At 38.4% G+C, this 12625-nt stretch carries 8 protein-coding genes and 3 pseudogenes; 7 read left to right on the plus strand and 4 right to left on the minus strand.

Features of this window, described 5'->3' with window-relative positions; all coding sequences use genetic code 11:
* The first annotated feature begins 128 nt into the window (after positions 1-128).
* The 4 genes and pseudogenes from L3081_RS20520 (at position 129) to sucD (ending at position 6787) form a co-directional block, all read left to right on the plus strand.
* Positions 129-2929, plus strand: a pseudogene (locus tag L3081_RS20520) (2-oxoglutarate dehydrogenase E1 component).
* Positions 2930-3053: 124 nt separating this feature from the next.
* Positions 3054-4538, plus strand: coding sequence for a 2-oxoglutarate dehydrogenase complex dihydrolipoyllysine-residue succinyltransferase (gene odhB / locus L3081_RS20525; protein WP_242288193.1), 1485 nt, complete (start codon positions 3054-3056; stop codon positions 4536-4538).
* 211 nt (positions 4539-4749) lie between these two features.
* Positions 4750-5916 carry an ADP-forming succinate--CoA ligase subunit beta gene (sucC, locus tag L3081_RS20530; protein ID WP_242288195.1) on the plus strand — a complete coding sequence of 389 codons (1167 nt, stop codon included), beginning with the start codon at positions 4750-4752 and terminating at the stop codon, positions 5914-5916.
* Positions 5916-6787, plus strand: a pseudogene (sucD, locus tag L3081_RS20535) (succinate--CoA ligase subunit alpha). The gene sucC and the pseudogene sucD overlap by 1 nt, the downstream one beginning before the upstream one ends.
* 45 nt (positions 6788-6832) lie before the next feature.
* Here sucD and L3081_RS20540 read toward each other — a convergent pair.
* Positions 6833-7372 (minus strand): DUF2971 domain-containing protein, encoded by a 540-nt coding sequence (locus L3081_RS20540; RefSeq protein WP_242288197.1) that lies wholly within the window; start codon positions 7370-7372, stop codon positions 6833-6835.
* A gap of 1068 nt (positions 7373-8440) precedes the next feature.
* Here L3081_RS20540 and L3081_RS20545 point away from each other — a divergent pair.
* Together L3081_RS20545 and L3081_RS20550 are read left to right on the plus strand one after the other, a co-directional pair.
* Positions 8441-8683: an EF-hand domain-containing protein gene (locus tag L3081_RS20545; protein WP_242288199.1), complete on the plus strand. Its 243-nt coding sequence runs from the start codon at positions 8441-8443 to the stop codon at positions 8681-8683.
* Between the two features lie 8 nt (positions 8684-8691).
* Positions 8692-9069, plus strand: coding sequence for an EF-hand domain-containing protein (locus L3081_RS20550; RefSeq protein ID WP_242288200.1), 378 nt, complete (start codon positions 8692-8694; stop codon positions 9067-9069).
* A 257-nt stretch (positions 9070-9326) separates the two neighbouring features.
* On the opposite strand, the gene L3081_RS20555 is transcribed toward L3081_RS20550, so the two are convergent.
* From L3081_RS20555 to L3081_RS20565, 3 genes and pseudogenes are all read right to left on the minus strand, one after another.
* Entirely contained in the window at positions 9327-9698 is a 372-nt protein-coding gene (locus L3081_RS20555) for a DUF4124 domain-containing protein (RefSeq protein WP_242288202.1), read from the minus strand.
* Positions 9699-9963: 265 nt separating this feature from the next.
* Positions 9964-10875, minus strand: a complete 912-nt coding sequence (locus tag L3081_RS20560; protein WP_242288203.1) for a dienelactone hydrolase family protein — start codon at positions 10873-10875, stop codon at positions 9964-9966.
* 136 nt (positions 10876-11011) lie between these two features.
* Positions 11012-11943: pseudogene (locus tag L3081_RS20565) on the minus strand (exopolyphosphatase).
* 318 nt (positions 11944-12261) lie between these two features.
* On the opposite strand from L3081_RS20565, the gene L3081_RS20570 reads away from it, so the two are divergent.
* A partial coding sequence (locus L3081_RS20570; RefSeq protein WP_242288205.1) for a DUF3592 domain-containing protein occupies positions 12262-12625 on the plus strand: 364 nt, incomplete at its 3' end.

A 12625-nucleotide genomic window follows, 5' to 3' on the forward strand; every position in this document is an offset into this window, starting at 1 on the left:
ATAAATCATACACATAAGTTTTATATGTTTTCTTTAATAAATATATAGTTATTACAATTTAACCGTAACCGCTTATATAAAGATAAGGGGTTATTTATTTTTTGCTTTACCTCAGCAAGGAAAAGGCAATGCCAGAAGGTGTAATGAAGGCTTGGCTAGAGTCTTCCCACTTAAACGGTGGCAACATCGTTTATATTGAAGAATTGTACGAATCATATCTAGATAATTCAGCCTCTGTATCTGCAGAATGGCGTGAAATATTTTCAGAACTCCCTAAAGTTGAAGGTAGTGATGTGGAATATCGCCACAGCGCTATACGTGATGAATTTAAAACCTTAGCTAAACAACAGAAAAAACAAGTTGTTACGAGCGGCGGCGACGCCAAACAAGTTAAAGTTTTACAGCTTATCAACGCGTTTAGAGTTCGTGGTCATCAAAATGCAAATTTAGATCCTTTGGGTTTATGGCAACGTGATAAGGTTCGAGATTTACAATTATCTCATCATGATCTATCAGAAAATGATTTCGATAATGAATATAATGTCGGCTCGTTGGATATTGGTCAAGACTCCATGAAGTTAGGTGAGTTATACAAAGCACTACGCAAAACCTATTGTGGTTCGGTGGGCGCTGAGTATATGCATATTACTTCAACAGATGAAAAGCGTTGGTTACAAAACCGCTTAGAATCAGTGCAGTCAGTACCTACATTGTCAGTGGATGAAAAAACTGAAATCCTGAAAGGCTTAATCGCTGCTGATGGTTTAGAAAAATATCTAGGTGCCAAATTCCCTGGGGCAAAACGCTTTTCATTAGAAGGTGGTGATGCACTGGTTCCCATGTTAAAAGAACTTATTTCACGTGCAGGCTCTGGCCGGCGCTAAAGAAGTGGTTATGGGAATGGCTCACCGCGGTCGTTTAAATGTTCTCGTGAATGTTATGGGTAAAAACCCATCTAAGTTATTCGACGAATTTGGTGGAAAACATGATGATGCGCTAGGTTCAGGTGATGTTAAATACCATCAAGGTTATTCGTCTGATTTTGTTACGCCAGGTGGTAATGTTCATTTAGCGTTAGCATTTAACCCTTCTCATCTTGAAATTGTAAACCCGGTTGTTATTGGTAGTGTACGCGCACGTTTAGACAGACGCGATTGCAGTCAAGGTGATCTAGTTTTACCAATCACTATACATGGTGACTCTGCAATTGCAGGACAAGGGGTTGTACAAGAAACCTTTAATATGTCACAAGCACGTGCATTTAAAGTGGGTGGTACGGTTCGCATTGTTATTAATAACCAAGTTGGCTTTACTACCTCTAAAGAAGAAGATACACGCTCTGGCGAATACTGTACTGAAATAGCGAAAATGGTACAAGCACCAATATTACATGTTAATGGTGATGATCCTGAAGCGGTAATACTCGCAACACAAATAGCATTAGACTACCGTAATGAGTTTAAACGCGATGTTGTGATTGACTTAGTTTGTTATCGTCGTCATGGCCATAATGAAGCGGATGAGCCAAGTGCCACGCAACCATTAATGTATAAAACCGTTAAAACTCACGCTACGCCTCGTCAGCTTTATGCAGACAAGCTTATTAGTGAAGGCAGTTTAACCAAAAATGCTATTGATGAATTAACAGGCTATTATCGTAAATTGCTTGATGAAGGTCAGTGTACTGTTGAACAATGGCGCCCAATGACGGCTCATTCTGTTGATTGGACTCCATACATTGGCCATGAATGGGACGCAGATTACGATAAAGCAATCAGCCTTGATAAGCTAAAAGCATTAGCGCTTAGCGTGTCTAGTTTTCCTGAAAATCACCCTGTACATCCTCGTGTTAAAAAGATCTATGATGATCGCCTGAGTATGGCACAAGGTAAAAAATTACTCGATTGGGGTATGGCTGAAAACTTAGCTTATGCGTCTATTGTCGATGCAGGAAAAAGAGTACGTATAACCGGGCAAGATCTTGGTCGCGGTACTTTCTTCCATCGTCATGCTGTCTTGCATAATCAAGATGATGGCAGTACTTATTTACCTTTACAAAATATCAGCGAAGCGCAAGGACCTTTTGACATTCATGATTCAGTATTATCAGAAGTGTCTGTCTTAGCATTTGAATATGGCTATACCACAGCTGAACCGGCGGGTTTAACTATATGGGAAGCACAATTTGGTGACTTTGCTAACTGTGCGCAGGTAGTTTTTGACCAATTTATAAGTTCAGGTGAGCAAAAGTGGGGCCGTTTGTGTGGTCTAACTATGTTGTTACCTCATGGCTATGAAGGGCAAGGACCTGAGCATTCATCAGCTCGTTTAGAACGCTTTTTGCAACTTTGTGCAGATCACAACATGCAAGTTTGTGTGCCTTCTACACCAGCGCAAGTATTCAATATGCTTCGTCGCCAAGTAGTTCGTCCAATGCGTCGTCCGTTGGTTGTTATGTCACCTAAATCATTATTACGTCATCCATTAGCGGTTTCTTCGTTAGAAGAACTAGCTACAGGTGAATTTAAAAATGTTATTGGTGAGGTAGATGAGTTAGATCCAAAAGCGGTTGAACGCGTCGTATTCTGTAGTGGTAAAGTTTATTACGAACTACTCGAGCAACGTCGTAAAGGCGAACTTAATAATATTGCTATTGTTCGTATAGAACAGTTATACCCATTCCCAGAAAAAGACCTTCAAGCTGCTATTAAAGATTATCAGCATGTGAAGCAATTTGTTTGGTGTCAGGAAGAGCCGCAAAATCAAGGTGCTTGGTATTGTTCTCAGCATCATTTTAGAGCTGCAATCCCTGATGGTACTTATTTAACTTATGCAGGACGTAATGCCTCTGCCGCACCCGGTTGGTTATATGTCTATGCATGTGAAAGAACAACAAGCGCTTGTCACTCAAGCGTTAACCTTGGACTAACATTAAAAGAATGAGCGCTTGTCACTCAAGCGCTAATGTTAGATAAGATTAGATTAACTATTGAGTGCACCGGCTTCAAATTAGAGTCAAGCAAAGTGCAAACGTTTGTAAGGAATAAAATAAAATGACAACCGAAATCAAAGTTCCGGTATTACCAGAATCAGTTGCTGATGCAACTGTAGCTACTTGGCATGTACAAGTAGGTGAAAAATTTAGCCGTGATCAAGTATTAGTTGATATTGAAACGGATAAAGTTGTGTTAGAAGTGCCAACAACATCTGATGGTGTTTTAACTGATATTAGCCAAGCAGAGGGCGCAACTGTATTAGGTGACCAAGTTATTGGTACTTTCTCTGAAGGTAGTGGTGAAGGCGATGCAACGCCGGCTGTCCCTCAAGAAGCTGCAGCACCTGCCGCTAGCGGTGGAGCGAGCAAAGTAATTGATATTATTGTACCCGTATTACCAGAATCAGTGGCTGATGCAACGGTTGCAACATGGCATGTAGCTGAAGGCGATAGTGTTTCAGTAGATCAAAACCTAGTTGATATTGAAACCGATAAAGTTGTGCTAGAAGTTGTAGCTCAAGACAACGGCGTTATTGGTAAAATTATTCACGCAGAAGGCGATACGGTATTAGGGTCACAAAAAATTGGTGAACTAAATGCCGGTGCTTCAGTGAATACAACGGCTACTGCAACTCCAGATCAAGCCATTAGCTCTGATGAATTAGCAAGCCCATCGGTTCGTCGTTTGATGACTGAAAAAGGTTTATCTGCAGGCGATGTAACTGGCTCAGGTAAAGGCGGACGTATTTCTAAAGAAGACGTAGAAGCGGCAGTTGCTGCGAAAAGTGCACCTTCGGCACCTGCTAAATCAGCGCCTGTTGCTGCAGTACAAGATTTAGGTGAACGTACGCAAAAACGTGTACCAATGACGCGTTTACGTAAAACAATTGCAACACGTTTATTAGAAGCTAAAAATTCTACAGCTATGTTAACAACGTTTAACGAAGTTAACATGAAACCAATTATGGATTTACGTGCTCAATATAAAGACGTATTTGAAAAAACCCATGATACACGTTTAGGTTTTATGTCTTTCTACGTGAAAGCAGTAACCGAAGCCCTTAAACGTTTCCCTGGGGTCAATGCTTCAATTGATGGTGATGATATTGTTTATCATAACTTCTTTGATATCTCTATTGCTGTATCAACACCACGTGGTCTAGTAACACCTGTATTACGTGATGCGGATCAATTAAGCATGGCGGGTATTGAAAACGGTATTCGTGATTTAGCTATTAAAGGTCGTGATGGTAAACTTGCAATCGCTGACATGACAGGTGGTAATTTTACTATCACTAACGGCGGTGTATTTGGATCATTACTTTCTACGCCAATTCTAAATTTACCTCAAGCCGCTATCTTAGGTATGCATAAAATACAAGACAGACCTATGGCTGTTAATGGCAAAGTTGAAATTCTGCCTATGATGTATTTAGCACTTTCTTATGATCATCGTTTAATTGATGGTAAAGAGTCGGTTGGCTTCCTAGTAACTATCAAAGAGCTACTAGAAGATCCGGCGCGTTTACTTTTAGACATTTAGAGCACCTGTCGCTTTATATTTATAAAAGATAAAAATAATTACGAAGTAGACTATAGTATTAGCTCTTTTGGCTACCGTCACTAGAGCTTTTGTACTATAATTTGTCGACTTTTCATTGGCTCTTGTTTATTTTTATTTTTTAATAAAAATTATTTTACTAAAAAATAAGAAAAACGATGGCTTTCATTTACAGATAAATGGATAAAACACCATGAATTTGCATGAGTATCAAGCGAAACAATTATTCGCTGAATATGGTTTACCAGTTTCTGAAGGTTTCGCTTGCGATACACCTCAAGAAGCTGCAGAAGCTGCTGACAAAATTGGCGGCAATATGTGGGTTGTTAAAACTCAAGTACACGCGGGTGGCCGTGGTAAAGCTGGCGGTGTTAAGCTAGTTAAAACTAAAGACGAAATCAAAGAATTCGCTCAAAACTGGTTAGGTAAGAACTTAGTTACTTATCAAACAGATGAGAATGGCCAACCGGTTGCGAAAATTTTAGTAGAAAGCTGTACTGATATTGCTAACGAATTATACCTTGGTGCAGTTGTAGACCGTGGTTCTCGTAAAGTAGTATTCATGGCTTCTACTGAAGGCGGTGTTGATATTGAAAAGATTGCTGAAGAAACGCCAGAGTTAATTCACCAAGCTGAAATCGATCCATTAGTGGGTGCACAACCATACCAAGCACGTGAACTAGGCTTCAAGTTAGGTTTAAACCCAACGCAAATGAAGCAATTTGTTAAGATCTTTTTAGGTCTTGCAAAAATGTTTGAAGATTTCGATTTTGCTTTATTAGAAATCAACCCGTTAGTTATAACAGACGAAGGTAACCTTCACTGTTTAGACGGAAAAATTGGTATTGATGGTAATGCGTTATACCGTCAACCTAAAATGCGCGCATTCCATGATCCATCTCAAGAAGATGAACGTGAAGCTCATGCAGCACGATATGAATTAAACTACGTAGCTTTAGACGGCAACGTTGGTTGTATGGTTAACGGTGCAGGCCTAGCAATGGGTACTATGGATATCGTTAATTTACATGGCGGCAAGCCGGCTAACTTCCTTGATGTTGGTGGCGGCGCAACCAAAGAGCGTGTTTCTGAAGCGTTCAAAATAATCCTTTCTGATACAAACGTTAAAGCTGTTTTAGTTAACATTTTTGGTGGTATCGTTCGTTGTGACATGATCGCTGAAGGTATCATCGCTGCTGTTAAAGAAGTAGGCGTTGAAGTGCCAGTTGTTGTACGTTTAGAAGGTACTAACGCTGAAGCAGGTCGTGCAGTATTAGCAAGCTCTGATGTAAATATCATCGCTGCTGAATCATTAACTGACGCAGCACTTAAAGTTGTTGCCGCTGCGGAGGGCAAATAATGTCTGTATTAATTAACAAAGATACTAAAGTAATCTGTCAAGGTTTCACTGGTGGTCAAGGTACATTCCATTCAGAGCAAGCACTTGAATATGGTACACAAATGGTTGGTGGCGTAAGCCCAGGTAAAGGCGGTCAAACGCATTTAGGCCTTCCAGTATTCAATACAGTACGTGAAGCCGTAGAAGCAACTGGCGCAACAGCAACAGTTATTTACGTTCCAAGACCGTTCTGTAAAGATGCTATTTTAGAAGCGATTGACGCAGGTATTCAACTTATCGTTACTATTACTGAAGGTATTCCAACTTTAGATATGGTTGACGTTAAAGTTAAACTTGAGCAAACAGGCGTTCGTATGATCGGTCCTAACTGCCCAGGTGTTATCACGCCAGGCGAAACTAAAATTGGTATTATGCCAGGTCATATTCATTTACCAGGTAAAGTGGGTATTGTTTCACGTTCTGGTACATTAACGTACGAAGCTGTTAAACAAACTACTGATGCAGGTTTCGGCCAATCTACTTGTGTAGGTATTGGTGGTGACCCTATCCCAGGTACTAACTTCATCGACGTTTTAGAAATGTTCCAAAACGATCCTCAAACTGAAGCAATTGTAATGATTGGTGAAATTGGTGGTACTGCTGAAGAAGAAGCAGCTGAATACATTAAAGCTAATGTAACTAAACCTGTAGTTTCTTACATTGTTGGTGTTACTGCACCTGCCGGTAAGCGTATGGGTCATCCGGCGCAATTATCGGTGGTAAAGGTACTGCTGATGAGAAATTTGCAGCATTAGAAGCGAAATTTGGTGTTAAAACTGTTCGTTCTTTAGCTGAAATTGGCTCTGCACTTAAAGAGAAAACAGGTTGGTAATCAATTAGTTTTTGATTGCAAACTGCTTTTCTTAATGAAAACCCGCTATCTAGCGGGTTTTTTGTTTGATATTTTTGTTAATTCTATTCGGTATTCATGAATCGAAAGGCTTGCTTTATATATATCGCATTTAATCTTATGCTTATGAATAGCATCTAATATTTTCTTTTGTGTTCTTTCATTAGCTTGATAACCAATAATGATTTCACTTATTGAACCTTTGGGAATATCATGGAGAATTATATCTAGGTTAAATTCATCTTTTCCAATGGAGCTTTTACTATCCATGCTAGCCCTGAAAACTCTTTCCTCTTGCTCATATGCCCAATCTAAAGATTTCTGACATAAAACTTGTTTTAATAGATTACTTTTGTCAGAACTTATTATTTGTCTAGTATCTGAGTATAAAACTGCTTCTGGTTGTGTAATTTTACCTTCTAGTGTTAATGCATGAAAAAAGTGGTGTGATTTATTAAAACCTATAACATATCCTTTACCTGAATCTGTATAGTGGCTCCACATTAACAGGCTGCGATATGTACGGGATAGTGAAAGTACCCCATAATTATCCCCAAAATACTCCATCAAACTTTCTGCTAAATTTAATTTATTAAATATAGTTTCAAAATGCTCAATTAAGTCATTTGTTGTTTTGTCATAGATCTCTATATTTTCTTGATTTTTTTCTTCATCTGCGACTGATGCCCAAAATGAATTTAATTCGTAAAGGATTCTTCTTTTATTATATTTTCTTCTTTTATTGAAAGTAGAGGTAACGATTCATAAGGGTCATTTAATGATTTTAATGGTGAAAACCGAATCTTTAAGTCATTTATAACGTCAACTCTACTTGGGGGTAAGTATTTGTATAACATGGTTAATAGGGCGTATTATTGTTTAATAACAACTATAGCATATGTTTACTTTAATTGTCGCGGTGGCGACGGCACCCAAAGGGAGGCTGACGCCGACCTCCCTCTGGACTCCCTCGGCGCTGCTAATCAAGTGTGATCCTACATTCAAGGCAATATCTTCGACGTAACGGCAAAGAACGCACATCCATGTGCTGCTTTGCCTTTGCCATCATCCTGATGGCAATACGTGAATATTGCCTTTCATTACGGCACTTGATTCAAGCAGACTTGGCGCGTTTTGATAGGTGAGGGGGATAATAATATTGGTCTTGTCTTTTTGGCTGTTCAAAACACTAGGTGTTTGTTTTATCGACTTGCTGTGCCAAGTGCTTAAATACCCATCTCAACAATGAAATGACAAACGAGCAAGGGTAGGCCTCGACCCGAGACATGGATGTCCGAGGGCTGCCGTTGTTCATGGATGATAAATCGGCAGGGTTCGTGGGCTACGCTCGTTTGTTATTGAATGTACTGCTGAGTTGGGGCTCCGAGGGAGTCCAAAGGGAAGGTAAGAGCGGAGGCAGTCTCCTTTTCTTTTTGGGTGTCGTCGCCACCGCGACGCGAACAGTGAACTAAGCTGCAAACGTTGCAATTTAGCACAAAAACAAATTCCCACCGAGACTTGTGATGCGATGCAGCAATAATTGATCCAAATCAATTTTGTTTAATGCGAGAGGCATATCATAGTTGTAATACAGAAAGATTTTTTAAACGAATTTTTATAACCTACAGGAGAGTCATGATGAAAAAATTAGTCAATAGTATTCCCTTAGTTTTATTTTCCTTTTTGGGAGTTGCATCATTTTCAACTATTTCAGCTGAATTACCCGTGAGTGGTCCAGTTCCTTTTGCTAACTATGATTTGGACGGAAATGGATCGATCAGTGAACAAGAGTTTACTCAAGTAAGAAGTGAACGTATGGCAAGTAAAGCAGCTCAAGGTCGTCCCATGAAAGGTCCGGTACCGCCCCTTCATTTATGAGCTTTGATGTGAATCAAGATGGGCAGTTAACAGAGCAAGAGCTCATTGTAGGTCAACAGGCTCAAATGCAAAATCGACGTAGTATTTCAGGCCAAGTTTCTAACATGAGACAGGGTAATGGCAAAGGTGTCGGTATGGGAAGAAAGAGCAATATGCCCAGTTTTTCTGAATTTGACATAAATGGTGATGGTGTCATTTTAGCAGAAGAACTCTATGAGGCTAGAGCCGAAAGAATATCAGAGCGTGTTAAGCAAGGTTATCCTATGCGAAATATTGCCAATTCTTCATCTTTTGAAGAGATAGATGCTAATGGTGACCAAAAAGTAACTTCAGAGGAGTTTGCTAAGTTCCAAGTAAAACATCGACAACAAATGATGCAAAAGTAAATCGTGAATTAAAGGGGGAACTCCCCCTTAGAGTTGAGAAAAAGGCGATGTAAGGGGTATTTTGACACTAGCACTATATGTCAACAATAACATAATATTGCCTTTCATTTTAGCACTTAACTCAAGTAGGCTTAGTGCGTGTTGATAGGGGAGAGGTAAGTTAATGTGCTTCACTCATTTTTTGCTCAATTTCTTTCAGCGTGTTTTTTTCTTCCTGTATATCTTTTTGATACTTAGCTTTCACTGTTTGAATTTGTTCAGTAAGTAAAACTAAATAACTGGAACCGGACTCTATTGACGCCGGCATCTAACCCCTTTGTTCTAACTTTATCAATCTCTTCATTATACCGTTGTGTTAATCGTTCTATTTTAGCTATTGAGCGCTCTTTTTTCTTAGCTAAGGTATATAACATTGGATCGGTATTATTGTTAGTTGACGCAACCTTGTTTGATTTAAACGTCACATTGTTTTGCGTTTTAGAATAATCTACTTGAATATTTTCTACATTGTCGGTTTCACAGGGGATTTGTGAAAAAATAACATTATCACCATCTTGGCATTTATAAATAGTATTGGCGTGGGTGGTTAATGTAGCTAAGGCGAGTAACCAACTTATTTTATATAACATTCCATTGCTCCGATAAAGAGTTCCATTAAATCTATGAATTCACATCTTGCAGAAAAGCGAATATTAAGTCAATCGATTAAATTCATCATCAGTCCATAGTTTGGGATACAAAATCTCTGAATCGCCCTAAACCAGGTCGAGAATCCATGATGCACCTACAGGAGAATCATGATGAAAAAATTAGTCAATAGTATTCCCTTAGTTTTAGTTTCCTTTTTGGGAGTTACATCACTTTCAACTATTATACGGCTTTAGAATGAAACTTTTATGATCTTAAGTGTTTATTAAAAAAAGCGATTGTACGTTCCCACGCAAGATCGGCATTTTTTTGATCATAGCGACTGGTTGAATCATTATGAAAGCCGTGATTTACATTTTTATACATGTGCATTACATAATTAACGTTATTAGCTTTTAAGTCTTGTTCATACTCAGGCCATGTGGCATTAACCCGTTTGTCTAATTCGCCTAATTGAATTAATAAAGGAGAATTAATATTTTTTCTTAGCTCTTTTGCCGCAGGTGTCCCATAAAAAGGAACACCGGCATCCATAATCTCAGGTATTCTTGCAGCAAGCATATTAATGATATAACCACCAAAGCAAAAACCAACACCACCGAGTTTTCCATTTGATAATGAGTGATTTTTGAGAAACTTAGCTGAGGCAATAAAGTCTTGTTCTATTTTTTCTCGGTTTAAGGTACTTTGCATTTTTCTACCTTCATCATCATTACCGGGATAACCTCCAAGGGTATGTAAAATATCTGGGGCGAAGGCAATAAAACCGGCTTTGGCAACTCTACGTGCTACATCTTTTACGTATGGGTTTAACCCCCTATTTTCGTGTACCACCAATACAGCAGGCGCGGTGCCAGTTAAATTAGCAGGTTTAACAAAATATCCTTTTACACTACCAAGCCCTTTAGGAGAATCAAACGTTTCATAGGTTGCAGTTATACTCTCATCATTAAATGAAACTTGATCAGCTAGAGCATAGTTAGGCAATAAAGCTGAGGCGAGTATATTCGTACTCATGCCAACGACAGCTAAACTGGCAAGACGTTTCATAAAGGTTCGTCTATCAATCATGCCATGAGCGTATTCGTCATACCAATCAAAGGCTTCTTGAGGAATTATAATGTTTTCTTCTGCATTGTAATCGTTTTTTAAGGTCATATTTTGAAGCTCTTAATTGGTAATTGTTAATAAACACTTTATATTATTTACTATAATTAAAGTAGAAAAGTAGCTTAAATCTGGCGGTTACTTAATTTGTTTTGCAACTGGTCAGTATTGTCTCAACCATCAACCATCAACCATCAGCGTTAATAGCTGAAATCAACTCAGCAAGGCATGCCTCATTTTGATCATGCGGCACTTGACAAGTACCCGCTGCATTATGCCCACCACCGTTATATTTCAACATTAATTCGCCAACATTTGTTTTTGAACTACGATCAAAAATTGATTTACCTGTAGCAAAAACCGTATTTTGTTTTTTAAGCCCCCACATAACATGAATTGAAATATTACATTGTGGAAATAAAGCATAAATAACAAAACGGTTACCTGAATAAATAATCTCTTCTTCTCTCAAATCTAAAACGACTAAGTTACCATGAACAGTTGCACAACGTTTTATTTGTTCTTTGAACTTCTCTTCATGCTCAAAATAAAGATCGGTGCGCTCTTTGACATCAGGCAGTTCTAGTATTTGGTCAATACTGTGATCTTTACCAAAATCGATTAAATTCATCATCAGTTCATAGTTTGAGATACGAAAATCTCTGAATCGCCCTAAACCAGTTCGAGAATCCATGATGAAGTTTAGTAGTTCCCGGCGTTTTGCATGTAAGACTTCTTCCATATTGAACTGGGCAGAATCACCCTTGTCTACAGCTTCCATCATGCTTGTCGGCTTGAGGGATAGGTTTCTAGACCACCGTAGTAGTCATATACAACACGAGCAGCTGATGGAGCATCAGGGTCAATAATATGATTGTCGCGTTTTTCATTGCGTAAGGTTTCACTATGGTGGTGATCAAAGGCAATGTTAACGCCATCAACGTAAGGTAAATTGGTTGAAATATCATTTGAGCCGACTTCAATAGAACCATCTTGCATATCTTTTGGGTGAACAAAAAGAATATCATCAACTAAATCAATATGTTTTAGTAAAATCGCACATACTAAACCATCGAAATCACTACGAGTTACCAAACGGAATTTTTTATTGCCTGACATTTACACTCTCCATTAAATATAATTTGTTTTTATTATTTAGCACTATATTGTTTATTTAAACATAATAAAAGTATATTGAATTAAGTGTAGATACAATTTAAAACTTTTTCGTTTTTTTCAGTATAAATATCGATAGTGACTGCGAAGGTTTATTTCACAGTCTACTCAATACCAAACACTAATTCTAAATTATTGCCGTTAAATTCAATAGAAACTCCTTAGCGTCATGATTCTATTCTTTTTTTATTGGAAAATAATAATAAAACTGCTAAATTTCTTAAACGAGATTGTACAAGTAAACATAAAATAAGGATGTTTATGAAAAAAGGCGGTTATTTATTCGGAGGTATATTTTTCCTAGCAGGGCTAGCCATTTTATATTTTATGGTGTTATCACCAATTATTGATGTGAGTAAAATGCAGTTTTGGCATGCAACCAAAGCCCGACTTATCAGTGCAAAAGTAGATAGTTACCAAAGCCGTAATGATGACGGTGGTTTCACCACAATGTACAACGTGCTTATGCGGTATCAATATCAAGTTAGAGGTCATAGTTACACTGGTCAGCGCGTTAAAATAATGAATGATGAGGCAAGTAGTGACAGCAGTCAGGCCTATGATTTACTAGCGAAAATACAGCATGAGAATAGAGTAAACAATGGCATAACAATTTGGGTTAACC

Origin of the sequence: Colwellia maritima (assembly GCF_022669015.1) — a bacterium.
GTDB lineage: Bacteria > Pseudomonadota > Gammaproteobacteria > Enterobacterales > Alteromonadaceae > Colwellia > Colwellia maritima.